At 53.7% G+C, this 26773-nt stretch carries 18 protein-coding genes and 1 riboswitch; of the genes, 9 read left to right on the top strand and 9 right to left on the bottom strand.

Annotation, left to right across the window (positions count from 1 at the left end; genetic code table 11):
- Window position 1: 1 nt before the first annotated feature.
- The gene (locus AD944_RS15350) at window positions 2-703 is read right to left on the bottom strand and encodes a GntR family transcriptional regulator (protein WP_045542977.1); all 702 of its coding nucleotides are present in this window, start codon (window positions 701-703) and stop codon (window positions 2-4) included.
- Window positions 704-1026: 323 nt separating this feature from the next.
- On the opposite strand from AD944_RS15350, the gene AD944_RS15345 reads away from it, so the two are divergent.
- Entirely contained in the window at window positions 1027-2367 is a 1341-nt protein-coding gene (locus AD944_RS15345) for a cation:dicarboxylate symporter family transporter (RefSeq protein ID WP_201785456.1), read from the top strand.
- A gap of 62 nt (window positions 2368-2429) precedes the next feature.
- On the top strand, window positions 2430-4799 hold the full coding sequence (locus AD944_RS15340) for a TonB-dependent receptor (protein ID WP_045542976.1): 2370 nt from the start codon (window positions 2430-2432) through the stop codon (window positions 4797-4799).
- A 322-nt stretch (window positions 4800-5121) separates the two neighbouring features.
- Here AD944_RS15340 and AD944_RS15335 read toward each other — a convergent pair whose 3' ends face one another.
- Both AD944_RS15335 and AD944_RS15330 read right to left on the bottom strand, forming a co-directional pair.
- A complete protein-coding gene (locus AD944_RS15335; RefSeq protein WP_045542975.1) occupies window positions 5122-6642 on the bottom strand; it encodes a UvrD-helicase domain-containing protein in 1521 nt (506 codons plus the stop codon).
- Between the two features lie 66 nt (window positions 6643-6708).
- Window positions 6709-8073 carry a retropepsin-like aspartic protease gene (locus AD944_RS15330; protein ID WP_082741282.1) on the bottom strand — a complete coding sequence of 455 codons (1365 nt, stop codon included), beginning with the start codon at window positions 8071-8073 and terminating at the stop codon, window positions 6709-6711.
- Window positions 8074-8286: 213 nt separating this feature from the next.
- On the opposite strand from AD944_RS15330, the gene AD944_RS15325 reads away from it, so the two are divergent.
- The 4 genes from AD944_RS15325 to AD944_RS15310 all read left to right on the top strand — a co-directional run bounded on the left by AD944_RS15325 (window position 8287) and on the right by AD944_RS15310 (window position 12963).
- Entirely contained in the window at window positions 8287-9750 is a 1464-nt protein-coding gene (locus AD944_RS15325) for an AMP nucleosidase (protein ID WP_035377945.1), read from the top strand.
- A gap of 46 nt (window positions 9751-9796) precedes the next feature.
- A complete protein-coding gene (locus tag AD944_RS15320; protein WP_006558448.1) occupies window positions 9797-10225 on the top strand; it encodes an acyl-CoA thioesterase in 429 nt (142 codons plus the stop codon).
- 459 nt (window positions 10226-10684) lie between these two features.
- Window positions 10685-11509 (top strand): acyl-ACP desaturase, encoded by an 825-nt coding sequence (locus tag AD944_RS15315; protein ID WP_006558449.1) that lies wholly within the window; start codon window positions 10685-10687, stop codon window positions 11507-11509.
- A 413-nt stretch (window positions 11510-11922) separates the two neighbouring features.
- Window positions 11923-12963: an SDR family oxidoreductase gene (locus AD944_RS15310; protein WP_045542973.1), complete on the top strand. Its 1041-nt coding sequence runs from the start codon at window positions 11923-11925 to the stop codon at window positions 12961-12963.
- A gap of 322 nt (window positions 12964-13285) precedes the next feature.
- Here AD944_RS15310 and AD944_RS15305 read toward each other — a convergent pair whose 3' ends face one another.
- The 3 genes from AD944_RS15305 to AD944_RS15290 all read right to left on the bottom strand — a co-directional run bounded on the left by AD944_RS15305 (window position 13286) and on the right by AD944_RS15290 (window position 20299).
- The gene (locus tag AD944_RS15305) at window positions 13286-15910 is read right to left on the bottom strand and encodes a TonB-dependent receptor plug domain-containing protein (protein ID WP_045542972.1); all 2625 of its coding nucleotides are present in this window, start codon (window positions 15908-15910) and stop codon (window positions 13286-13288) included.
- Between the two features lie 399 nt (window positions 15911-16309).
- Entirely contained in the window at window positions 16310-17629 is a 1320-nt protein-coding gene (locus tag AD944_RS15295) for an alpha/beta hydrolase family protein (protein WP_052427231.1), read from the bottom strand.
- 120 nt (window positions 17630-17749) lie between these two features.
- Complete coding sequence (locus AD944_RS15290) at window positions 17750-20299, bottom strand: TonB-dependent receptor (RefSeq protein WP_045542971.1); 2550 nt, start codon at window positions 20297-20299, stop codon at window positions 17750-17752.
- A gap of 519 nt (window positions 20300-20818) precedes the next feature.
- Here AD944_RS15290 and AD944_RS15285 point away from each other — a divergent pair.
- The gene (locus AD944_RS15285; RefSeq protein WP_035377939.1) at window positions 20819-21205 is read left to right on the top strand and encodes a VOC family protein; all 387 of its coding nucleotides are present in this window, start codon (window positions 20819-20821) and stop codon (window positions 21203-21205) included.
- A 28-nt stretch (window positions 21206-21233) separates the two neighbouring features.
- Here the strand turns inward: AD944_RS15285 and AD944_RS15280 are convergent, their stop codons facing one another.
- Window positions 21234-21668: a CrcB family protein gene (locus AD944_RS15280; protein WP_035377936.1), complete on the bottom strand. Its 435-nt coding sequence runs from the start codon at window positions 21666-21668 to the stop codon at window positions 21234-21236.
- Window positions 21669-21758: 90 nt separating this feature from the next.
- A riboswitch (Fluoride riboswitch) is annotated at window positions 21759-21824 on the bottom strand.
- Between the two features lie 278 nt (window positions 21825-22102).
- On the opposite strand from AD944_RS15280, the gene AD944_RS15275 reads away from it, so the two are divergent.
- Together AD944_RS15275 and AD944_RS15270 are read left to right on the top strand one after the other, a co-directional pair.
- On the top strand, window positions 22103-23074 hold the full coding sequence (locus AD944_RS15275; protein ID WP_176364844.1) for a DMT family transporter: 972 nt from the start codon (window positions 22103-22105) through the stop codon (window positions 23072-23074).
- Window positions 23075-23319: 245 nt separating this feature from the next.
- Window positions 23320-24093, top strand: coding sequence for a prephenate dehydrogenase (locus AD944_RS15270; RefSeq protein ID WP_045542970.1), 774 nt, complete (start codon window positions 23320-23322; stop codon window positions 24091-24093).
- Window positions 24094-24221: 128 nt separating this feature from the next.
- Here AD944_RS15270 and AD944_RS15265 read toward each other — a convergent pair whose 3' ends face one another.
- Both AD944_RS15265 and AD944_RS15260 read right to left on the bottom strand, forming a co-directional pair.
- A complete protein-coding gene (locus tag AD944_RS15265; RefSeq protein ID WP_145912872.1) occupies window positions 24222-24989 on the bottom strand; it encodes an SDR family NAD(P)-dependent oxidoreductase in 768 nt (255 codons plus the stop codon).
- Between the two features lie 215 nt (window positions 24990-25204).
- Window positions 25205-26773 (bottom strand): cobyric acid synthase, encoded by a 1569-nt coding sequence (locus AD944_RS15260; protein WP_045543048.1) that lies wholly within the window; start codon window positions 26771-26773, stop codon window positions 25205-25207.

Below are 26773 nucleotides of genomic sequence, written 5' to 3'. Positions count from 1 at the left end.
TTTAAAGAGAGGGGCCTTTTTGCAAAACGGATTTCAGGCTTTCCATCCGGCTGGCGACATCCCGATAATTGAGCGCCTTTTCAACATGTTTGAGGTGCATGTCCATCAGCCTGACAGCTTCCATAGGCTCTCCGGCTTCCAGTGCATCAATAATCTGGCTGTGCTCATCGCAGGATTCATGCGCATCGTGAGTGGACTGATACAGGGCGGCAATCAGCACGGTTCTGGTGGTCAGGTCCTGTAGAATGGAGCCTAGCACCGGGTTACCAATGGTTTCCGCCAGACAGACATGAAAATGCCCCAGCAGATAACTGCGCTGTGCACGGTCATCTTCCTCCAGCGCCCGCTGCTCGTTCCTTACATGCTCGCGCAGGATAGCTATTTTTTCCGGCGTTACGTGATCCGCCGTGGCCAGCATGCCCACTTCCAGCGCGCGACGGGCATTGATGGTGTTTCTGGCTTCCTCCACCGTTGGTTCGATCACAAACCATCCCCGGCGCGGCATGACTTCCACAATGCCCCGTGCCTGCAAACGGATCATGGCTTCCCGCACAAGGGTGCGGGAGACCTTGAAAATCTCAGAGAGTTCCTTCTCGCCAAGCCGTTCACCGGGCGCGATGTATCCAGAGAGAGCCGCATAGACGATGCGGTTCTCAATCACATGAGGCTGGTGGTGCGAAGCGGGTTCTGAAGACTCGGTCATACCAATTTATGGCCCCGTTTTCAGGGTTTAGACAAGCCTGCTGCGTGGCTGTGCCTTCATGCCATCAGAAAAGCCTGCTCCATCCGTTTCTGATAAGTCTCTGTTTTTCCATGCAAAGAGATTTTGCAGCGGATTGCACGCCGGAAAGGCCGTCTTTTTTATTGCTCAATCAGATCATTTCGCTTGTATGCAAGAAATAATTGCAGTTATGTTACGTTTCATAAGGTTCTTGTATGCAAGGTGTTCACCATGGCTGAGAGAGGCAGAAAGCATCCCGTTGAGCATCATGGTGCCCAACACGCCAACGCTATGGGTCTGTCATTGTGAAAGCCTTTTTTCCCATGCGCTCCCTGTTCCTGCAGATTGTGGTCATGACAGTGCTCGGTGTGCTTGCAGGCGTATTCACGCCGCACGCCGCTCAGCATTTCAAGCTGCTGAGTGATGTCTTCCTCAAATTGATCTCCATGATTGTCTCTCCGCTTGTTTTCTGCGTGATTGTGCAGGGCATGCAGGGGGCAGGCACCATCCGCACGGTCGGGCGGCTGGGCAGCAAGGCGCTTCTGTATTTTGAGGCCATGACAACTGTGGCGTTAGGTGTGGGGCTTCTGGCTGCCGTCACCCTGCATCCCGGAACAGGCCTATCCCTGCCGCAGCAGGATCTTTCTCAAGCCGCCCAGCAGGCACATCAGCAAGCCTCTGCCCTGAAGACAGGTGGCGTGGACGCGTTCATTCTGCACCTTATCCCCAAAAACCCTGCTGATGCCTTTGTGCATAATGATGTCATGCAGGTGCTGGTTTTTGCGCTTATCTTCGGGTGCGCCCTGCTCCTCGCCGGGGAACAGGCAGCCCCCGTGACACGCCTTGTTCAGGCGCTCAGCACCATCTTCTTCCGTATCATGGGTATTATCGTCCGCTTTGCACCTCTGGGGGTGTTTGGGGGCATCAGCTACACCATCAGCCATTACGGTCTTGGCTCTATCGAGCCTCTGCTCCGCTTCCTGTTTGTCTATTTTCTGGCCGTCATTCTGTTTATTGGGCTGATACTGGGCGGCCTGCTACGCTGGTATTGCGGCGTCAATATCATCTCTCTGCTGCTCTATCTGCGTGAAGAAATGAGCATCGTGCTGGCCACAACATCGTCTGATGCAGTTCTCCCCCAGATCATGCAGAAGCTGATTGATATGGGCGTGGGCCGCAAAACGGTGGGGATTGTCATTCCCGCCGGTTATTCCTTCAATCTTGATGCGCTCTCCATTTACCTGGGCCTTTCCATTCTTTTTCTGGCACAGGTTGCGCAGGTTACGCTGAGCTGGCCCCAGTTGCTTCTGGTGATTGGCATGGCACTCATAACATCCAAGGGGGCTCATGGCGTACCGGGGGTGGCAATTGTCATTCTTGCCGCCACTGTGTCTCTGGTTCCTGAAATTCCTACCGTTGGCCTTGTGCTTCTGGTGTCTGTGGACTGGTTTGTGGGAATTGCCCGCGCCTTTGGCAATATTGTGGGCAATTGCGCCGCCGCCATTGTGGTCGCAACATGGGAAAAAGACATAGACCTACAGCATGTTCGCAAAACGCTGGCCCATGCGTCTACCTCAGAAAACACCAGACGAACCAACACGCATACTCTGAAAAACATCCCTAACGACGATATCGGGGGAGAATGAGATGTAACGCTTCCGCGCCCCCATCCTTTCCCCACCCGTTCTGTTTTCCCCTGAGGTTGACGATGTCTCTTCGTGCGCCAACGCCCAAGCTTTGCCTGAAACTTGTTCTCTCCTGCACCTGCCTGAGCGCCATTCCGCTTTTTGAAACAATGGCGGCCACAACGCCTTCGCATCATGCTGCGCCCCGCACCGTGCAGGCAAGCACGCACCATGCAGGCCCCACGGCCAGAAAACCCACCCACGCACGCCGCAACACCGGGCCGCTCACCGCGTCTCAGGGCGAAGATGTGCAGGTCAGCATTCATCGTGATCCTTTCCGCAATCAGCAGCATGTGCCTGATTCCGCCACCCGCTTGACCGGCAAGGATTTGCAGGAACGCAACGTAAGGCAGATGACTGATCTGATCCGCGTTGCACCCAACCTCACCGTCCAGCCCTCCAACGGATCGGCCGGGCTGAACTTTGCCCTGCGCGGCGTAGGCATGGCGGACCTGACCCAGAACAACCTGCCCTCCGTGATGCCGTATGTGGATGATGTGGCCATGCCCATCAGCATCATGACCTCCGGCATCATGTTTGATATGGACAATGTGACCGTCAATCCCGGCCAATCCGGCCTGACACATGGGCAGGTTACAACCGGCGGGGAAATCAACTTCCATACCGCAGACCCGACCCGCACTTTCCATGCTGGCATTACAGAAGATATTGCCAGCTATGGCCGCAACCGGGTTGAAGGTTATCTGTCCGGCCCCATTGGCAAATCACTCTCCTATCGTGTCTCCGGCCAGTCCCTTACCGGCGGCGGATTTCAGCACAACACGCAAGGCAAAGGTTTTGGTAATGCGGATCTGGGCGCGTTACGGGGCAAGCTGCGCTGGCAGATAGATGATACCACCCGGTTGGATATTGGCGGCCACTGGACAAGTGACCAGTCCGACGCCCCCGCGGGCGCCATCATGACCAACAGCTACGGCATTCCCACCAACCAGAATGACATCATGGCCACCAACTGGGGGCTAAGCCAGCAATTTGCCAACGCCATTGGTATCAGCGCCAGCAATCAGAAACCACGGGAAGACAATCTGTTCTGGGGCGCGAATGTCCGCTTCACCAAGGATTTCTCATGGGGAAGACTGACCACTGTCAGCGCCTATGAAAGCATGGACGAACATGAACTGTCAGACCAGACCAACACAGTTGGGGCCTATGGCAACATGTACCGCAACAATCAGACCAACTTCTTCTCGCAGGAAGTAAAACTGGCATCCAACAACATGGCAGACCGCCTGCAATGGGCTGTTGGCATGTATTACAACCGCGGCAGAACCAATTCTAATTTCTGGTATGACATGTCAGACCGTTATGCCTCCACAGATAACGGGCTGTATTTCTACAAAACGGCATACGGACAGAACCAGCAAACCTTCAACCAATATGCACAGGTTTCCTACCGGCTGATCAAGGGATTGCGTCTGATTGGCGCCATCAGCCATGAATCTGATGATCGCCAGTTGCTCAATCTGGTTGGCACAACCTACAGCGGGGCCAAAGCCACAACGTCCACCGTATTTGGCTCAAGCGGTGCGCTGGCCAACCAGTTCTCAGGCCGGGTGGGGCTGGAATATCAGGTAACACCGCACATCCTCACCTATGTTGACTTCCGCCGTGGCTTTAAGCCTGGTGGGTTCTCTGCCAACATGACCAGCGTGCCCGAACAACTTAAACCCTTCAAACCGGAACAGGTTCTGACCTATGAAGGCGGTTTCAAAACCTTCTTCCTGAACGATAAACTCCGCTTCAATGCGGCCGGTTTTTATTATGACTACCGAGACCAGCAACTTCTTGGCAGTATTGTGGTGCCTGTTTATGGCGTGCAGGGCGCATATGTTAACGCCCCACGGTCCTATATTTATGGTGCGGAATTCAACGCCCAGATCCGCCCCTTCCGTGGCCTGACACTGACCCAGAATTTTGGCTACCAGCATGGTGTTTACAGCCAGTTTCAGGGCGTGGACCGTTCCGCAACCACAGCCCATTATAACCAGACTGGCCAGTGGTCGGCGTTCTACACCAACTATAACGGCGTCGATATGGGGCTGGCCAATCTGACCCTCAGCGGGTCCGCCATGTATACGTGGAAGGTTCTGCGTGACTATCAGATGACGTTTGACGTGGACTACAGCTATCGCGGTGCGCAAACACAGCCGCAATATATTGGGCTTGGCGGATATTACCGTGCGCCCGCCTATTTTCTTGTCAACAGCTTCCTGACCTTTGCATCACCCAAACAGCATTGGTCCGTCACCGTGTATGGGCAGAATCTGGCGGATCGTCGTTACTGGCTGTCTGGCGGCACACAGTCCACTTTCTACTCCGTTATTCCCGGAAACCCGCGCTTTGTGGGGGCCAAACTGAACTTTACTTACTAATATTTTTGGGAAAGCCAGCGTTCACTGATCTGATTTTTCAGGAAAAGAAAACGTCCTGTGGCTTCCCCAGATACATCAAAAGGCGTCCCACGAAGAGGACGCCTTTTTTATTATGCTCATCTCAGGATACTATTTTCATGATCCCTACAAATATATTTTCCACACCACCCCATTTACTCTCTGTTTCTCAAACGACACGTAAATCACATCCAAAAAGGCATCATGTTTTATTTTCACATGACCGTATCAAATCAATACACGGTACAGGCCATGACACATCCAGGCATAGATAAATGCTATTCCTGTCGTAAACTGCCCTTATTCAGGCACGTTCCTGCCAAAATTTATAGACAGGTTCTGGAACATACAGAAGGTTGCGTGCACGGGTACACGCCACATAGAGAAGGTTGATTTCCTGATCACACTCTTCCACGCGTCGAAGAAGCTTCTCCTTCTGGCGGGCCAAGAACTTTTCAGAAAGGTCTTCCTGCTCCTCCAGTTTCAACAGACGCGCCAAAGCACGCTCCCGTCGGGCAGCCCATTCTGAAGGCGCTTGAAAATCATCCAGCATGATAACGGTGTCAAACTCGCGGCCCTTAGCTTTATGCGCCGTTGAGCAAACAAGGCTAACATCGTCCGGGCTTTCACGGTGCAACGCCTGAATGGCCTTCACCTTCGTATCCAGATCATGATTATGCCTGTCTATAATGGTAAAAAGTCGCTTGGCGGTTGGGTCCGCATTTTCACCATCCTTGGCGGCAAGCAGTTCCTTCCATGATCCAAATGGCAGCGCGCCTTCCGTCCCTCTGGCCATAGGGTTGGTGTGGCGCCGGTATAATGTCAGCGCTGCCCGAATTTCCTGCATCATATCCAGAACACCGCCCAGAACATGAAAAGGCGTCTGGATGTTTACAAGGCTTTCAAACAGGCGCGCATTGGTACGTGCCAGAACCAGCGTATTCCGCGCAGGACGGATTTTCCCGGTGTAATGACGGATTGTGCTCGGCTGCGCCGGGTTTCCGCGTAGCCGATGCCGCACTGGTCTGGAATGCTGGGCCAGGGTCGCGTTTGAAAGGCGGGCAATGTCTTCCCCAAACCGCCAGCTTTGCGTTAAAGGCAATTCCTGCACCTTCAGCGCTCCCATGGCATCAATGGCTCCCCGGAACGCATAAATGGACTGATGCGGGTCCCCTACCGCCACAACAGGCAAACCGGATTTTTCCAGAATGGAGAACAGCACAGGGTTCAGATCCTGCGCTTCATCCACCATGATATAGTCATAACCCGTGATTTTGCGGTCCATTTCAAACCGCTTGAGATACACATCATGCGTTATAGGAAAGGTGGTGTTTTCAAACCGAATAATATATTTGAAAGCCTGCGCCACAAAAGTGCGGATAGCGCGGTTCCGTTTGGCATCCTTTTCCGGACAGTGAGCCTGCGTCAGTTTGGTGCCCCCACTGATGAGAAAAGCCGTCAGTGTTTTCAGCACCGTTTCCGCACTTCCGGCGGGGGCGGTCATCCGCAGTTCCTGTTCAAGCTGCCTGATATGCCGGGTCGTGTAGCGCGGAATGATGCGCTCGCGCTCCAAGGCACGAATATTCAGGTCCTGATAAGCATAACTATGGGCGGTGCGGGCCTCAATATGCCGCGGAAACCGGCTACGGGCTTCGCGTGCAATGGCACTGTTGAAGGCCAGATAGAGCCCTTTATATCCCGCCCATTTTTCACTGAACAGCACCAGCGTGGTTGTCTTGCCACACCCGGCTCCGGCCACCACCTTGAAACTGCTTGTGGGGCTCTTGGCCAGAATTGCCAACTGCTCGGGTGTACATGCACTCATTCACCATACTCATCTCTACGTACCAACGCTGGGGCCTTGTAACCCAGATTGCGAAATGAGGGAGGTTTATTTGTAACATAATGTGTGGGTGGGAAAATCGAAGTAAAACGATCCATGCTGCAAGAGTGCCGAAGTCAGCAAAAAGTCCGGTATGAGGCTTGGAATATGCCGGAGGGCTTTCTGGACCTTTCCCGTCAGTTTTACGCCATCAACCGTAGCTGTCATGGGCCGGTATACGGCAAGAAACGTCCCTGCTCCCGTAGTTGTCAGAGCCCTGAAAGATGTTGCCTGTTTTTGTTCTTCTGGAGAAAAATACGGCACATGCTCAAAAAATAAAGCGTCACCAATATTACCGCTATCCAAGTATGCATAGCGCACCGACTGATCTGAAACGACAGGAAAAACCAGATATGCCGAGTTTGCAGACGGATCACTCGAAAGAAGCATTGGCCTGTGACAATCATACTCCGCTGCCGGGCCGAAAGTCACCGCAGTATCGGTCATATGAAAATGAGGAAACTGTTTTAAAATCTGCAAGCCAAGAATTGTCTTTTTCGCCGTCGTTGTCTGAAAAATGATATTATGAAAAACAGTTTTCCCAATCGTCAGATTATCCACCACAACAAGCGGACCAGTATCTGATCGACCTTCAGCATCAAAAGAGTTAGATACTTTTCCAATACTCTTAAACCCGCCTGATTTAAGATACTCGTTTGGTAATATACTGATAAATGCACCGGTATCCAGAACGGCATCAACCTTTTGCTGATTGATCAATACCGGTACAACCGGATTGATACCAGGCACGGCTTTTCTTTGTAAGGTTTTTACGTAATCCACATGGTTAACGGGTGCCCAATCAACAGAAGGCGTTGGTAAATCTTCTGTCGGGACATTGAGGGTAATATGATCCATATTTATAAATTTTAGTGATGGAATACGGAAGAAATCCCTTAAAGGCTTCTCATATTTTCCTTGCAGACCATGCAAGGCCACAAGCCAGTCTTTCCATGATCCAGCCAAACCAGCATTTCCAGCCTTTAGAATCTCAGCATACATAACAAGCGGTTCAAGATCACGGAGCCCTCCCTCGCGCTCCAGATACGCCACCATACGGTTTGCCTGTTTGTCCGATTGTGTAAAGTCGCCCTGCATGCGTGCAAGCACTGATGCAGCCAGTAACGACCAAAAGGGAGTTTGGCTCGCCAGCATTGTCTGCACCGCGCGCGGGTCCCCCGCATGCATCCCTTGAACAATACCCGCCTTATCCCCCATACCCAACGTTACACTTCCATCGGGGTTGTGTCTTATGGTCCGCATGAACTCTGGTGAAATTGTCTGAGCCTCTGCCGCGACCGAAACCGCCATCCATAGACACACGACACCAAGAGCTTTCCAAGCAGGCATTCTTGAAAAATAACGATACATCATAATAATAGACAATCCAGAATTAAAAATACACTTTTACCTTAATTCAATCATAGAATTGATTCTATAAAATACACATCCAATTACCACAAATTTTATACCTTGGGTTTTTAGATGTAGCTGGACCAACACTCTTGCCCCTTGCACACGATCGCCTACCGCGGCTTAATTCCAATTACAAAAAGGAAGACTCTGATCAGTCCGGTAAGGAGTAGAATGGCTCACACAAACATGGCGGCCCTTCGTGAAGCCGCTGGCACAAACTTTGAAGCGTTTACTTCGGCCGATGCCGCTGTGGATCAGCTCTGCGCCCTTTACAAAAACAGCACACAACGCCTGCATACCCAGTTTGCGGCGCGGCAGGGGTGCCCTCCGCATGAAGCCACATACCCCTGTCTGGCTTTGGAATTGCCCGCGGGAACTGCCATCAAAGGGCGTCCCCCGTTTGATGTGATGCTGGAGCCGGGGTTTTATTGCTCCACCATCACGCAACCCGCCCTGTTCCGGGATTATCTGCGCGAACAGATCGGCCTGCTGCTGCACCACTATGGCCAGCCTGTTCTGGTTGGCTGTTCACACCGGCCTGTGCCGCTGCCTTACGTCATGGAAGAAGCCGTAACCGGCCTGACAGAGACAGACCTGCGGCTGCTGCAAGAACAGTTTGTGCTGCCTGATCTCCATTACACGGATGACAGCATCGCCAATTGTGAATTGCTGCCAGACCCCACCCGCCCACGGCCTCTGGCGCTCTTCACAGCGGAACGCACGGACTACTCCCTTGCACGGCTGCATCATTATACGGGCACCAAACCGCGTCACTTCCAGCGCTTCATTCTGCTGACCAACTACCAACGCTATGTAGACACCTTCCGCGATTACGCACGCACGCAGGTCGATGATCCGAACAGCCCCTACACCGCCTATGTCGAACCGGGAGAACAGATCTACACCGGGCCGGACAGCGCGGAAACGTTCACGCCGCTTACCAGCCTGCCACAGATGCCCGCCTACCATCTGTGCCGCCCGGATGGGGATGGCATTACACTGGTCAATATTGGGGTCGGTCCCTCCAACGCCAAAACCATTACAGACCACCTGGCCGTTCTGCGCCCCCATTGCTGGATCATGGTCGGCCATTGCGCGGGCCTGCGCCGCTCCCAGATTCTGGGCGATTATGTGCTGGCCCACGGCTATGTTCGGGACGACCACGTGCTGGACGACGATCTCCCGCCATGGGTGCCCGTGCCCCCTATTGCCGAAGTTCAGGTGGCCATGCAGGAAGCCACCGCCCGTATCACCGGCCTGCACGAGTCGGAAATCAAGACTCGCCTGCGCACCGGCACGGTCATGACCACGGACAACCGGAATTGGGAACTGCGGCTGCGTCAGCTCTTCACACAGATCAACATGAGCCGCGCCATAGCGGTGGACATGGAATCCGCCACCATTGCGGCCAATGGCTTCCGCTTTCGCGTGCCATACGGCACCTTGCTCTGCGTTTCAGACAAGCCTCTTCACGGAGAACTGAAGCTGCGCGGCATGGCAAATGCGTTTTATCGTGAGAGAGTGAGCCAGCACCTGATGGTCGGCATTGAAACCATGCATATGTTGCGTGAGGAAGGCGTTGCCCGCCTGCATTCACGCAAACTGCGCGGGTTTGATGAGCCCCCGTTCCGGTAATGGACAATGAACAAACTGCAACGAGCCTGGAAAGGGCCTGAACTGTATGCCTAGCGCCACACCTTCCACCATCCCTGAAGGGGTTCCTACCATCCGCGTTGTCGCCATGCCAACGGACACCAACCCGGCAGGGGACGTGTTTGGTGGCTGGATCATTTCCCAGATGGATCTTGCCGCAGGCACCACCGCAGCCTTCCGGGCCAACGGGCGTGCCGCTACGGTCGCCATCAACGGGCTGGTGTTCCTTGAGCCCGTGGCCGTGGGTGATGAGGTGAGCATCTATACGGAAATCACCCGTGAAGGCCGCACATCCATGACCATTCATGTGCAAACATGGCGGCGCGCCCGCCATACGCATCTTACCTCCAAGGTGACGGAGGGGGATTTCACGTTCGTCGCCCTTGACGCCAACCGCCGGCCTCGGTCCCTGCCCCCCATCAAACCGGGCGACGCCCCCGTCAATCCTGAAATCTGAGGCCGTAATCCCGGTAGCCACTGCCCAAGGTTACCGGGATGCCTCTCCTTCTCCCCTGCGCGCAAACCCTGTTTGGTCCGTCGCGGCCCATAATCGGGCGAAGCAGCCCGCGCTATCCTGCCATCTATTTTCCCGATCGCTTCTGGACTTCTTTTTTGCGGCAGAGCATTCCGTCCGGCCCGGATTTAAGCTAGAGCGTTGGCAGACATCAGGTTGAGTGTCAGCCTGAGTGTGTCATCAGGCATCCATCTTCCCTCTCTACCGTTACGTTAACGGTAGAGATTTCGCCCTGTGGCGGAGCGCATCAGGAGTCCAGCCCTCTTGCGTCTGGAAGAGCAAAGGCTAAGGATCAGCCGCCGCGCAAATTCTCTCTTGCGGGGTGGTTTCTGCACGGCCAGCCTTTTAACCACAGGCTGGATGGCAGGGTAGCAAGCAGTCAGGACGGGAGACCGGGCGCGTATGAAACATTGGCAGATTGATCAGTTACCGTGGGACAGCTTTGATCCCTCCAAGGTGGACCCTGAACTGGTGAAGGCCGTGAAGGCAGCCTCTGTTGTGGAACGCAACAGCGTGGACTACGCCCAGTATCTGAATAACGTGTTCTATGATGATCCGGATTTCCGGCAGGCGGCCGATCATTGGGCCGTGGAAGAAATTCAGCATGGGGATGCACTGGGCCGCTGGGCCATGCTGGCTGACCCTGAGTGGGACTATCAGGAGGCCTTCCAGCGCTACCGTGATTTCTACAAGATTCAGTTGGATGTTGATCAGTCCATCCGTGGCTCCCGCACGGGTGAACTGATTGCGCGCTGCATGGTGGAAACCGGCACGTCCTCCTTCTATACGGCGCTGGCGGATGCAACGGACGAACCTGTGCTGAAGGCCCTGTGCAAACAGATTGCAGCGGATGAATTCCGCCACTTCAAGCTGTTTTATGACCACATGCACCGCTATCTGAAGCGTGAGAAGATCAGTACGCTACAGCGCGCCCGCATCGCCCTTGGCCGCGTGACAGAAAGCGAGGATGATGAACTCGCCTCCGCCTATCATACAACCAATGAACCGGCGGGCATGCCTTACGATCACAACCGCTGCATTGCCAACTATATGGCCCGCGCCATGAAGACCTATCAGCCCAAACACCTGAAACGAGTAACGGGCATGATCTTCAAGACCATCGGCCTGACCCCGCACAGCAAATTGCAGGATCTTGCCTTTTATGTTGCTGAAAAACTGTTTTTCAGCCGCCAGAAGAAATTCGCCCGCATGGTGGGGCTCACTTAGCATTCCTGCTTTTCAGAGCCTCCACGCACGAAGCAACAGAAAAAAACCTGCGAGCGGCCACCGTGCTCACCGCAGGCATGTTCCGTCCTGTCTCTTAAATTACGCAACGCAAAAGAGACCAGACACCAACAGTTTCTAATCGCTAGCAGCGTGAGTGAATACTTATTTATCTTCTTCTGGGTTTCTCATAACATTGAACGAGCCAAATTAAAGAATAATCCAGCTCCCTATTTCAATTTATACACGATATTCATTACAGATATTCTTCCCCTCTGCTTTCAATAAAAACGGAACTTCCTGGCACCACCCGCGTCTGTCTACACAAGACATGGCCCCGCCTAAGGGATGGAGACTTTTACAGTCTCTCTTGGCTCCTTGCCTGCCCCCAGCTTTTTCAGAGAGGAGAAGTCGTCATGACGGATAACACGCATACCCCCGAGTATGATCCGGTGCGCCGCCGCCTTTTTAAAGTTGCCGGCATTGCCGCCGCTGCCGGGGCATCATCCTTGCCATTTTCCACTTCTGCCGCGCCATCCCAGAAAACAGGAGCTTCCATGCCCAACGCCTCCAATACCCCGCTGGAAGACCCGCGCTCCCTGTATCCACATGCGCCGTTCAAGGCACAGCCACAGGAATGGCCCGGCCTTGCATCCAAAATGACGCCACTGCCAGACCACGGGGAAAAGAGCTATAAAGGCAGCGGACGCCTCGCCGGACGCAAAGCGCTGATTACAGGCGGAGATTCCGGTCTAGGCCGCGCCGCAGCCATTGCTTACGCACGCGAAGGTGCGGATGTCGCCATCAACTATCTGCCGCAAGAAGAAGCGGACGCCAAAGAAGTGGCAGAACTGGTGCGCAAGGAAGGGCGCAAATTCGTCGCACTGCCCGGGGATCTGCGTCATGAAAAATTCTGTCAGGATCTGGTAAAGCGGGCTGCAGAAGAGCTTGGTGGACTGGATATTTTCGTCAATTGTGCCGGACGCCAACAAACACATGACAGCATTCTGGATGTGACAACCGAAGCGTTCGACTGGACACTTAAAACCAATCTTTACGCGCTGTTCTGGCTCAGCAAAGCGGCCATTCCGCTCATGAAGCCGGGCTCAGCCATGATCTTCACTTCCTCCACCAATGCTTACGAACCCTCGGTCAATATTCTGGACTATTCAATTACAAAGGCAGGCATCTCCAATTTTGCCAAAGGGCTCGCCAAGCAACTGGTTGAAAAAGGTATTCGGGTGAACGCCATAGCACCCGGTCCATTCTGGACGGCCCTTCAGGTCAGTGGTGGCCAGACCATGGAAAATGTCGAGAAATTTGGTGAAACTGTTCCCATGAAGCGCCCGGGCCAGCCAGTAGAACTCGCCCCGGTCTATGTGATGCTGGCATCCAGTGAGAGCAGCTACCTTACTGGCCAGGTTGTGGGGGCAAATGGCGGTGTGGGCCTCCCCTAATCCGAGAAATTGCCCCTTGCGTGGATGACGCAGCTTTAAAAGCCTGCAAGAAGCCGTTTCCTCCACGGACAGGAAACGGCTTTTATCCTGTTATCCTTGCGCCAAGATCTCAAACCTGTCTTGCCGGTTTCAATGACCCCACGCCATCCCCTCTTTACGGACTGTGCAAAGGGTCACAAAAAAGGCCATCTCCGTTAACAGAGATGGCCTTTCCTTTATCCTGCACGATAAACGGGTTTTCAAAAAATGGCCTTCAAAGTGTTTCCTGACGCCATCCTCTGAAAAGAAGCGGCTTTTATCAGCCGCTTCCAGTAAGAACCCTTTAGAACGTCGCGTTCACGCGTCCGTAGTAATAACCACCCGTCATTGGCACCTGAGAGGATGACTGATCATAGATGTAGGCACCAAGGTAGTTCACACTTTGCGGCACGCGCCGGGGGCGGATATTGAACAGGTTGTTACCACCTACTGCCACATGCCAGTTCTTGTTGACCCGATACCCAATTTCCAGATCTGTCAGCCAGCGGGGCGAATTTTTGAACTGGTAGAAATCGGTCACACTATATTGCAGCGCCTTTGGACCCCAATCCTGATACTGGAGCATGTTTGTGGTTTCACCGTAACGGGTCTGGCGAATATTCACATCCCAGTTTCCGACCGTGTAGAAGGCATTCAGAATGATCTTGCTACGCGGATAAGCTGTGGTGATGTAACCAATGTTCTGGGCGTTCAGCAGTTCCTCCCCATTGGTGCCCAGACCGTTATGATGCAGGCGTGTGCGGTTGAGGTCCAACGCCATGGTTGTTGTCAGGGTGCCATATTTTCCCATACGGAACGTGTAGTCCGCGTTGATATCCAACCCCTGCGTACGGGTGCTGGCACCGTTTGACAGGTAATAGGCCTGAATGTTGTCCAGTGACGCATCGTTCGCCGGGGGCGTGAAGCCCATGGACTGAATGGCCGAGACAGCAGACAGGCCGCTCACTGTTCCACCCTGCACAATGCGGTCACGAATATTGATCTGATAAACATCCACTTCCACGTGGAAGCCACGAACAGGCTCAACCACAATCCCGCCTGACACGTTGGTTGAACGTTCCGGCTTCAGCCCAGGTGCCCCAAGACTACGCGCCGCTGCAGAGTCAGCCGCCAGCAACCCGGAAGCCCCGTTGGGGGAAACGTTCATGGCGCTGTAGTGCTCTTCAGCCAGCGTGGGCGCGCGGAAACCGGTGCTGATTGTACCGCGCAGGGCAATCCGTTTGGTAATGTCGTACCGGGTGGAAACCTTGCCGTTTTCCGTATTGCCTACGTCTGTATAGTGTTCAAACCGCCCTGCAAAATCCAGTTCCCAGTTCTTGAGAAGATGGAAATCACCATCCACATAAGCGGCCCAGATGTTACGATACCACTTGCCCGCGTTCTGCGGGGCCAGACCAGCAAACCCCTGTGTTCCACCAAGCGCATAGGAATAGGGATTTCCAGCCCAGATTTGATAGGATTCCATACGGTGTTCACCACCAAATGCCAGCACCACGGGAACCGTATCTGCAATCTTGAAATTACGCCGCAGATCAAGATTGTTTGTCCACTGCGCCATATTGAAGCTTTCAGCCCGTACATCCGTTGGGCTGGTTCCGCATCCGGCAGGAGAAAAATTTGCACCTGCATTGGGGTCAGTTGAACAGGTGGACTGTAGAACGCCGGTATTAACGGTGTTCTTGTTCCCAATCTTGTTATAGTCCGCGCCGTAGGTGGAAGAAATGTCCCACTGGAAACCGAGAAGATGGTCGCCCTTGGCTCCTACAGTTGCGGCGTAATCATTTTCTTCCGCTGTTTCAATCGGTGTAAAACCCCATGGCCAGTAAGGAAGCGCAACACCACCCCCTACGTTTGGCACACGATAGTTCTGATACGTTTCAGCATGACGGTGCGCGTAAGTGATGCTGCCATAGAACATCACATTTTCATTCAGCGGCTTACCCCAGTCCAGACCAAAGCTTTCCCGCGTTTCTTCTGCTGTGCTCAACACTTTATTGGAAGTAGCAGGAATATGCGCGCCGGTGCTGACATAGGATGCCACATCATGATCAGCCGGTTGTTCCCCTACCAGACGATGATCGCGCACGTTTTTGGGCACCATGTGGTCCGTATGGTACATCTGGCCGGAAAGATGCAGGTAGCCATCATTCCCCAGTTTCATGCCCCCATCGGCATTGAACTGATACTGCCAGCCATCCCCGTTATAAGCATTGGCCCCTGTCTGCGCTGAAACATTCAGGCCATGATCCTGCTTTTTGGTAATGATGTTGATCACACCGGCAATGGCGTCTGACCCATACATGGCCGCCGCGCCATCTTCCAGCACTTCAATATGATCAATCATGTTGGCGGGAATCATGTTGAGATCAACGCCGGTCGTACCAAAGTTCGGGCCGGAAGTGGCTGTAAACGTTGTTGTTGTATGGCGGCGTTTTCCATCCACCAGCACCAGAACCTGGTTGGAGCTCAGCCCCCGCATATGAATGGAGGAAACAAGGGCCGCCGCATCTGTGCCCATGGCTTCCACGTTGACGGACGCATAAGTGCGGGTCAAGGCATCAGCCAGGTTCATCTGGCCAGACCGGCGCAATACCGCGCCGCTTACCACTTTAACCGGGCTCATGCTCTGCCGTGCATGACGATTTTCTGAGTGTGTGCCAGTAACAATCACATTTTCACCGGAATCCGCCACACGATGGCTTGGACGTGGGAGAGAGCGGGCCGGTACAGCAGGCCGGGTAGCGGTTGCCGCACCGGCTGTATGGGGGAGATCGCGTACTGTCGCTTTTTTGTGGGGAGATTTATGCTGGGTGCCCTGGGGCACGGTAGCAGCAAACGCCTGTGATGCCATTCCCAACATGGGAACTGCCAGAATAGTAGCAGAAAATAATATTTTCCGGGATGTCATGTGCCGCCAATCCCTACTGCATTTGAGTGTGTTGCCCACTCATGGGATATCAGCCACGTGTTTTTTGCAATTCCAAAGTTACGATCCCGTATCTGTTTGGAAGATTTGTTGTCTTTTTGCAACATACTCTCTGTTACAACAAATCTTCTACAGAGAGGAACCTTCTTGTCCTTCATGTTTCACAAAAACGGACAGAACAGTCTTCCTGTGGCGATAGCCCTCGCCCAAGCTGCTCAGTCTCTCTCATTCGCCTTGAAACGTTTTGGGGAAGAAAGGACGGGACACACCCGCAATCACCCTGGCTGGCATATGCCGCAAACAGCCGTTTTTGCTTTGTCCGGCCTAAATTGAAGCCGTCATGCAGTAGGACGGACTCTCTCCGAGTCCGTCGTTACAGTTTCAGAGCGTGTTGCAGTTCTGCTCAAATGGTTTGCCTGCAAAGCGATCCTTGATCCAGACAATTTGATCCTGAGTGGAATTGATCATGGTCGGATCATGATCCAGGCCGGGATAGAGGTGAAAGAATAGCTTGATGCCATTTTTACAGGCTTTCTGAGCCGTTTTTTTCACACCGCCGGGTGGCACGGACACATCTCCTCCTCCCGTCAGCACCATCAGCGGACCTTTTACCGGCTTATCGCCAATAATATCTTCCTTCAGCATGGCCTGAACCGCAGGTACTTTGGTCCAGTTCGGTTTCATGATCTGTGCGCTGGTTTTGCCCAGATACGCCGCATACCCCGTAAACCAGCACCCCTTGGTGGCAATCAACGGGTAATGTTCATAGCCTTCCTTGGTCAGGACACTCTTTACATCAAAGTCCGGATAACGGGCCTTCAGGCCATATGCCACCATAGGGAAGTAAAACGGAGCCCCCACTTCTTCTGGCTTGGGGTCAATAAAATCAAGCATATCCACTGTACCAGACACAGAAACCGTACCCAGATAATCCGAGTTGTTCATCTGCTGCTCCATTTCCCCCACACTCCAGGATGCCATACCTCCCTGTGAATGGCCATCCGCCACCCACTGCTTGCTCAGCACACCCGGCAACGCCGCATGGGCTGCCGCCACGGAATAAATGACATCATACCCCTGAGCCAGCTTGTTCATATACTGGTGTGCGCCGGGCGTGCCTTGCCCATGATAGTCCGTCGCCACAACAGCCAGCCCCGCTTTGGGAAATTCAAACAACCCTTCATCCCCGTAATAGAGATCTTTCATCAGAGAAGGCGCGCAAGGTTGCGCCACACCGCTGGTGCCGTGGGCCCACGCCACCACAGGCCATCCACCAGCAGGCGCTGGCCCCGCAGGCAACAGCACGAAACCAGATGTCACAACATCATGCCGTTCCGCATCCAGAGAGTGGTACAGAATACGCCATACCGTCATCCCCGCCGGGATGGCATAATCCGTGACCTTTTCCGCCCGGATCAGTCCACCGGGCCATGTGGGCGCATCAGCCGATGGAGCATCTGTATAGAAAGGCGTAATGGGAAGCGCCTGTGCTGCCTCCAGCTTCAAGCCCTCGGGGATGGTTTTGGGGAGGTCAGCCTGAGCAAAGGCAGCCTGCGACACACCACATGCCATGGCAGCCACACCCGCCCCGGCCAGAAGCACCTTACGCACCGCACCATTTTTGGGTACCGCCGCCTTTTTCAGACACTGCGCCAGAAGGTTACGTTTTTCAGAAAGAATTTCGGGGTGAGTGAAGGACATAACCTACGCCATTTCTGTTTCGAGAACGCTATAAAACCATGACTGACCGCAAAAATCAGCCAGGGCTTGCATTTAATTAAACAGGAAGCGGATTTTCCCTCCGCTTCCTGCTCTCGCCGATCAGCGGTTATACGTCAACAAGACGCCAGCATAACGCGGCCGCATGGTAGAGTTCAGTTGCAGCAGAGACCCCTGTACCTCGTTTGAACTTGTGACCATGGGGTGCAGATTGGGCAGATTATTCACATAGAAAGACAGGTTCATATTATTATTGAACCGGGCCCCCACACGCAGGGTCAGGTAATGCTGGGCCTGTGTCAGGTAATAGCCCGAATTGTACATCAGCGTTTCTGAATCCCGAATGGGTGTGGTGCCACTGGGGCGGCTGATATACTGGTAATCCGTCCGCACATACAATTGTCCATGACCAATGGAGATGATGTTCTTGGGAATATTGTACTGAACCCCAAGGCTATAGCTCCAACCCGGTGTGCCCAGTGTATCGCCTTTACGGGCAAGCAGGCCGTTCTGGTTGGTGCCCACATACGCATTTTTGGTATAATGCGCATCTGTATAGCCAAGCGTGGTATCGATCGAGAGGCCATCAAACGGATACAATGTGGCCTGAAGATCAAACCCTTTGCTAACCGCTTCACCCAGATTAGTCGTGTACTGCACGCCGCATCCCGGCAGATAGGCATTCTGCTGAATGTTGGACCAGTTGATGTAATACAGGCTTCCTGAAATTTGCAGACGATTATGGAAAAACTGGTTCTTTGACCCAACTTCCCAGCTTTTTACCGTGTCTGATTTGTATTTTCTGGGTGCCGAGGTCATGCCAAAATTATTCAGATCATTCTGGCACAAAAGCTGTGGCACGGGCGCGTTGGCACCGCCCACACGCCACCCTTTGCCCCAGCCCGCATACACCATGGAGTGGCGGTCAATCTGGTAACTCAAGGTAAATTTGGGGGTCACCGGGTTTTCAGTAATCTGACCACTGGCTGTTGTGCGGTCACCATTATGGCTGCCATCTGCAAAGTTGTGGAAGTGATAATTGGCATTGGCATACCGCACACCTGCATCAAACTTCAGCCCTTTGATAATTTCCACCGTCGCGTTGGCAAAAACGGCAACCTGCTCATCCGTGGCGCGTGTCTGGTTGATGTAGGCGTTCTGCCCTGCATTGGGCCAGCCGCCCCAGAAATCGGAAGCAGACATATCAAACAACGCCTGTGTCAAAACGTTTGCGTTGGGTTCCTGCAATTGCTCGGAACTCATCTGCTTGTCGTTCTGATAGTATACACCGGCCACCCACATCAGGCGGTTAGCCACCGGATTGCGGGACTGCACACGAAATTCCTCGGTAAAATTACGCTGCTGGTTCAACACGCGTGAAGGACCATAATAATATGGCGTGTTGGGGTTGATCCCTTGCTGGGTCAGCAAGGGATAGTACGGGCTGCTGCCATCCAGAAATTCATTATAATAGGAAAGCTGATAAAGCGTGCCGTTATAGCCCGTAATATTGTTACGGTGCAGATAGGCCGTGTTCGAAATCAGCGAGACATTCCCGATATCATATTTGATATTCAAAGACGGCAGATAAAAACGGTCCGTGTTCTGCTGGCATTCGGGCGAATTGGTGCGGTATTCACTTTTACCAGGATTGGAAAGACCCGCAAAATAGGTATCACTATCCCCCACCAGACGCTGTTGATACATGATGGACGGCGTAATGCTCAGGTTTTCAATCGGTTTGACCAGAACAGAACCACGAAACACGTTCACATCATCATTATTGGTGTTTTTGTCTGTCTTTTTCCCGGTTCGGTAATCAAGGTGGTCGATATAACCGCCCTGCCCCTGCCGTTCCGCACTGACGCGAAACGCCAGCTTGTCCTTGATGATCGGCCCGCCAAGCGCCACGCCCAGATCATATGTCGGCGCTCCGTACTGTGATGCTGAGACATCCGCACGGGCATAGGATGTATATTTATGCAGGTTCGGTGCGGGCGTGATGTAACGCACAGCTCCGCCTTCCGCACCGGCCCCAAACAGGGTGCCCTGCGGGCCGCGCAACACTTCTACCCGTTCCATATCAAACAGTTGCGGCACCGTGTTTTCCGCACTGAAACCCAGATTACGGATCTGGATGGGTGTATCATCCAGATAAATTCCGGTGGTGGCTGACCCTGCGCTGGATGCCAGACCACGCACAACCGGCGTTTTGGATGTGGGGTCAAATGTCAGGCCCGGCGTAAAGCGGAGCACATCCTGAATGGTTTTGGCGCCCTTCATATCCAGATACGCCTGATTATACGCGGCAACACTGACCGGCACACGCATGATGGAGGTGGTGCGACGGGTGGAGGTTACCGTCACCGCTTCCATGGCCCCTGCTGCGGATTCCGCCTTGGGCTTCTTATGCGGCTGAGAAACCTGCCGTGTGGAGGCTTCCTGTTTCCCCGGTGCCTGAGCAGCATGCAGTTTGCCTGATGAACGTTTTTCCACGCTCTCCCCTGCTGCAAAAGCCGCGCCTGCATAGCCCGACACACAGGCCCAAACAGAAAAAGCCCCGACCAACGCAGTAGAATACGAACGGACAGAACACAAAGAACGTTTACGGCACACAAGGGGCGTATAAAGGGAAACAGGTCTTTTGCTCACGTGTGTCTCTTATCATTTAAGGGCAAGGGGAAAGCGGCGTTCACAACATCAGGCCGAAGGGGCAGAGCACTTAATTTTATATCCAGTCTCTGTCCAGACATCTGTTGGCGCATAAGGCCCTGTTTCCTGACGGGAACAACACCAGTATTAAAAACAAGATAAAACCGAGTTCAAAAATATAATGCCTATAGCATCAGAAAAAAATTTCATGACCGTTCCAGAAGGACGGATGGTACTTATCCGCAACAGTGTTGCATTTTTTTACGCTAGTGCTGGAAGAAGAAAAAAGACGTTAGCTGGTCATGATCCTGCATCGTTTTAACACCCCATCTGACAGGCCCTTCTATCGCTAGAAAAATACCGGGCCGTCCCGCAATGTCTTTCTGGTGTTTTCTCAGAACTTTAACAAATCCACCCTGTCATAAAGAATGCCCGTTCATAAGCGGCCTGCATTTGACGTCTTTAAACAGAGGGGTAAGGTGGCGTCTTCCTGAACGTTACACGGAATGACGATTTTTCATGTTCAGTCACATCATGTTGGGCAGCAACGACATTGCCCGCTCCAAAAAATTCTACGATGCAACGCTGGGTGTTCTGGGCTGTGAGCCCGCAACCCCTAACGCCAAAGGCCGCCTGACCTATACGCATGACGGCGAACGCCTGGTGATCACCACGCCGCTGGATGGCCAACCCGCCACGGCAGCCAATGGCGGCACAATCGGCTTTGCCATGACCAGCGCAGAGCAGGTTGAAGCCTGGCATAAGGCAGGTGTGGAAAATGGCGGAAAAACCATCGAAAATCCGCCCGGAGTGCGCCACACGGCAATGGGAGACTTGTATCTGGCCTATCTGCGGGACCCAGACGGCAACAAACTGTGCGCCATGTATAAAATGCCGAGCGCCTGAGGCGCATCCTTATAGAGAGGAAACTTTCTTACACTTCTTCTTCAATATCCGCCTGAGCAACCATAATGGCATGGTGGTTCAGGCGGGATGCCAGAACATGCCCCACAGACGCGGCCCCTACGCACAAGAAAACTGACAGCCCTATAGTCAGCAGAGCCCGCCCCCAGGCCCCGATACGCAGCAGATCAAGCGTTTGCAGGCTGAAGGACGAAAAGGTGGTGTAACCACCGCACAGGCCGATCATGACAAACAGCCGCATGTTTTCAGAAACAGGATAACGCCCGCCAGCCAGTGTCAACGTTCCAAAAAATGCGATGATGAAAGACCCCACCATATTCACGGCGAGTATGGTACCCCATGGCATCATCCGGCTGTATGGGCCAGTCAGCACGGACACAACATACCGCGCCAGTGTGCCCAACGCACCGCCCAGCATAACAATAAGACAGGTATAAAAAGACATCACACCCGACCCTCTTTCTTGCGGCGGGCCATGTCTCTCCCGCCGTTATGGCGATAGACGCAGCCCAAGGCCCCGGCTTCCACCACGGTTATAACGGCAGGAGTCATCAGCCCCGAGCGGGCGGTTATAAGGGGGAACCCCATCCCCTGTGCCGCGCCTTATAGGGCAGAGAAAGCAAGTGCTCAAGCAAACACGCACCAGAAAATCTTCGTCCTCCGCACTGCCCTGCTGCCTGCTTGTACCGTCACATAAAAGGCTGCTCGGCCGCCCATCCCGCCAGAACAGTCCTGCCGCAGTCAAAAAACATGTAAAAACAAACTCCTTTTACTTTATGTGTTTTGGAGGTATTGGCCCTCCCCTGCGCAGCGCGTCACCATAAAGGGACGAGCCAGACATCCTGCCTCTTTGGCACCACTGATACGGCTTTTACGGTAATGGACCCCAAAACCCTTTTCTCCGGCATGGCGCTGGCCTTTGGGGCTTACGCCTCCTTCGCTATCAGCGATGCCTTCTCCAAACTTCTGGCGGGCCAATTAAATCCGTTTGAAGTTGCGTTTTCCGGCGGTGTCTTCGGATTTCTGATTCTTCCCTTTCTTCGCAAGCCGCATGAATCCTATCTGGATATCTTCCGTCCACAACAGCGGGCCATGTGGGTGTTACGCGCCTTCTGTGTTTTTCTGGCTACAGCCGCCAGCGTGGAAGCCTTCATGCTGCTTCCCATGCCAGAAGCACTTTCGCTCATGTTTCTGATGCCCCTGTTTGTCACCATTCTTTCTGTTGTGTTGCTGAAAGAAAAAGTAACGGCCTGGGCGTGGCTGGCAGTTGTGCTGGGATTTGTAGGCGTGCTGATTGTGCTTCGGCCGGGTGTACGCGCGCTTCATCTGGGTCACCTGTGCGCACTGGTGGCAGCATTTGCCAACGCAGGTAGCGTGATTGCCTACCGCCTTGCCAGCAAGGAAACCGTTCGGCTTTCCCTCTTTGGCTCCAGCCTGATCGGGCCGTTGATTGGTAATGGTCTACTTATGGGGCTACACGCTACCTGGCCCCCAACCGTTAGCTCCTGGGTGTATCTGTTTGGGTATGGTTTTCTGGCAGCGCTCGGTCAGCTTCTTATGATGCTCGCCACAGCACGCGCGCCCGCCAACCGCGTCGCTCTGCCCCAGTACAGCCAGATGGTCTGGGGAGTCGTGCTCAGTTATGTGGTGTTTCATCAGCCGCTGGATAGCTGGACTTTTGTGGGGATTATCGTGCTCACGTTCTCCGGTATGCTCAACTGGGTGCGTCAGCGTATCCGGTACGAACGCATGGCCTTAAAAGAACGACTGGAACGGCAAAAAGCCAAAAAGGCAGCCAAACTGGCGGCAAAGCAGGCAAGCAAACAAGCTGCTGCCGCCTCCAAACCCTGAGCCCCTCCCTCACTACAGAGGGAGCATATACTGCGTCCTCCCCTTATGGAGCAATTTGACTCCCACAGTATTTTCCTGCAGGCTCTTGGTCATGGCAACGCTCACACACAACAGTGGACTGTATTATTCACCGCGCACATAGCGGTGAATGTTGTCTATTATTGGTCAACCGCCGCCCTGCCAGCGGTTGACGATGTTTCTCGAACACCCTTGGCTGTTGTCGGCACGCTAAGGAATGTTCGTTTATGAGACACTCTCTTCCCTTGCCCCATGATGAACCACCATCCGTTGGCCTCATCGGCTTTGGTGCCTTCGGGCAATTAGTCGCGCGCCATATTGCCCCGTACGCGCCGGTCTTCGCTCATGATAGTCGAAACTCGCTTGAAGACACCGCACAGGCACTTGGCGTCCAACTGACTGACCTAAGATCTGTTGCCCGGTGTCGGATTATCATTCTAGCCGTTCCTGTTCAGGCAATGGCTGATGTGCTTGAAAGCATTGCCCCCTTACTCAGGCCCGATGCGCTGGTGATTGATGTTGGTTCCGTAAAAGTCAAACCAGTAGAGATAATGGTCAGTCTGTTGCCATCCACTGTCAGCATTATTGGCACGCATCCCTTGTTCGGCCCACAGAGTGCTGGCCAGACAACAACAGGTTTGAAAATCGTACTGTGCCCTGCACGCGGCCCCTATCACACAGTAGCGGCCTTTTTGCGCAAGACTCTCCGGCTGAACGTTATTATCTGCACGCCAGAATACCATGATCAGAACATGGCCGTTACGCAGGCACTTACACATTGGCTGGCTCAAGGCCTGAAAACACTTGAACCTTTCTCCCCCCACCTGACAACACGCAGTTTCGATCTGCTCCGAGACGCCATGAAAATGGTAGAAAAAGATGCTCCACAGGTCTTTGAAGCTATAGAATGCCTCAATCCTTACGCCTCTTCTATGCGCAAGCAGTATCTTGGCCTACTGAATACTCTGGACAAAAAACTGGATACGCTCACCCCCGCCTAAGCCGCGCAACCGCTCCTTCTCTGCCTTGCTCTACACAGCAACTTAACAGCGTGGTCAAAGGATTTGTATGCCTCTTTCGCGCCTGCAACCCGGCACCGCAGGATGCCATACCGGGTTTATTATCGCCCTTAACCAGCCATGGTCCGATCAACAGCCAGCCCGGCTGAAGCCTGACAGGTTGGCATCATTTCAACCATATTGATATTCACATGCGGCGGCAGTTTCAGCACCCAGGCCACCGTTTCTGCAATGTCTTCCGGCAGAAGAGGCTGCGTCTTATCATACACTGCTGCCGCTTTCTGGCTGTCACCCAGCCGCACCTGACTGAACTCGCTCCCTCCACACAGACCAGGGGCAATATTGGTTGCCCGCACCTGTTTGCCCAGCAGATCACTGCGCAGATTCCGCATGAATTGATCCACAAACGCCTTGGTGGCCCCATACACATTGGCCCCCGGATAAGGATAGATACCCGCCGTACTGCCCAGCGAGATCACATGGCCTGCGTTGCGTTCCACCATGCCGGGCAGCAAGGCACGGGTAATTTCAACCAACCCGGTCACGTTGGTCGCAATCATCTGCTCCCAGTCAGAAGGATTGGTCTCCCATGCTTTTTCAAGCCCCAGAGCCAATCCGGCATTATTCACCAAAACATCCACCTGCTGCCATTCAGCAGGCAGACTGCCCGGCAGAGCTTTCACGGCATCCAGATCGGTCATGTCCAGCTTGAAAGGCAGCAGGTTTTCGCCTGCCTCCCTGGCTAAAGCCTCCAACCGTTCCTGCCGGCGGCCGGTCGCAATAACCCGAAACCCTTCCTTTACCAGCCGCAATGCAATGGCATGACCAAAACCGGCCGTAGCTCCGGTAACCAGAACCGTTTTAAGCGGATGCGCCATGAATGATCTCCTCTGAGTGAACGTCATGCATCACCTTAGCATTGGAGCCGCATGCCGCAATCACCCCCTCATTTTCAGGCCGAACTCTGAACAGAGGCGCTTACCGGGCGGACATCCAGCAGAAATGACCAAAGCTGGAAGAGGCGTTCACCCGAAAACGGTCACCCATGAAGTCTGAGAGGCCGATAGACCTGCGTCTTTCCAGCCCAAGCTTTTTACACTTTCTCCGCAACATGGGCTGAACACGGTGGCACAGCTAGCGCCAGAACGGCATCCAAATCCACATACATTTCCATATGAGCAGCCAATGCATCCAGAGCCTGCTCTATGGCTGCGTCATGATGATCCGGCACGCAGCCTCCGCTTCTTCCACGACCAATTTCATACCACTGGCCACCGGGCGCAAAATCCGCTCCACCAGAACGGGCCAACAACGCAAGGCGTGCAGCACGGTTTGCAAACACGCCATGCAGATAAGTGCCGTATATCTGCCCGCTTGCTGAAACTGCCCCTTCCGGCTGTGTTTTCAGGCGCAATAAAGGCCGCTCTCTGCCCACGCCAAACGTCCGCCCCATATGCATTTCATAACCGGAGACAGCTGTATGTGTGCCTTCAATAAAGCCGCTTGTTTCTTCAAGATTTTTTTCATGGCTCAAGACGGTTTCCACGTCCAGAAGCCCAAGGCCTGCCACAGATCCGGGTTCTCCTTCCGTGCCAGAAGGATCAGCAATCGTCCGCCCGAGCATCTGATACCCGCCACACACACCCATGACATGATCTCCCCGCGCAACATGAGATAAAATATCCTTATCCCATTCTTCCGCACGCAAAACAGCCAGATCAGCTATAGTTCCTTTTGATCCTGGCAAGAGCACCAGATCGCATTCGGGCAGGCGTTCCCCCCGTTTTACGGGCAAAAGTGTGACACCCGGTTCCGAGCGAAGAGGATCAAGGTCATCAAAATTGGCAATCAGCGGCAGAAGAGGCACCGCAATGCGAAGAAGAGGGGCAGGACGCCCCCTCCCGTTACCATCAACCTGCGCCCCATCTGAAGCAACGGAGGCCAGATTAACCATCAGATCAGCTGCATCTTCGGCGGGCAGAGTTCTCACGGCAGGAAGATCAGGCACCAACCCAAGAGGAGCCCAGCCTGTCCGCTGGGCTATAAAATCCATACCATCATGAAACAGCGTGATATCACCACGCATTCTGTTGACAATAAACCCTTTTATTCTGGCAGCATCTTCTGGGGCGAGCACAACCTGAGTGCCAACCAGACTGGCAATAACACCACCACGGTCTATATCTCCTACCAGCACAACCGGCGCATTGACCGCCTGAGCAAAACCCATATTGGCGATATCCCGCGCCCGCAGATTAATTTCTGAAGCTGAGCCTGCCCCCTCCACCACTATCAGGTCCGCACGCGCCGCCAGTCTGTAAAAACTCTCCAATACAGCAGGAAGAAGTTTTCCTTTCTGTTTCTGATACGCGCGTGCGGCAACCGTATCCTGCCTGCGCCCCTGCACAATAAGTTGCGCCCCCGTCTCACCCTGCGGCTTGAGCAGAACGGGGTTCATGTCCACATCTGGCAACACCCCACACGCTCGCGCCTGCAACGCCTGCGCCCGCCCAATCTCTCCCCCATTGGGCGTAACTGCCGCATTGTTGGACATATTCTGAGGTTTGAAGGGAAGAACCTTTAATCCACGCCGCGTAAACGCCCGCGCCAACCCGGCCACTAAGGTTGATTTTCCAACGCTTGAGCCCGTGCCCTGCACCAT

Origin of the sequence: Acetobacter tropicalis, from assembly GCF_001580915.1 — a bacterium.
Classification (GTDB): Bacteria; Pseudomonadota; Alphaproteobacteria; order Acetobacterales; family Acetobacteraceae; genus Acetobacter; species Acetobacter tropicalis.
This window is presented reverse-complemented; position numbering and strand designations above follow the sequence as displayed.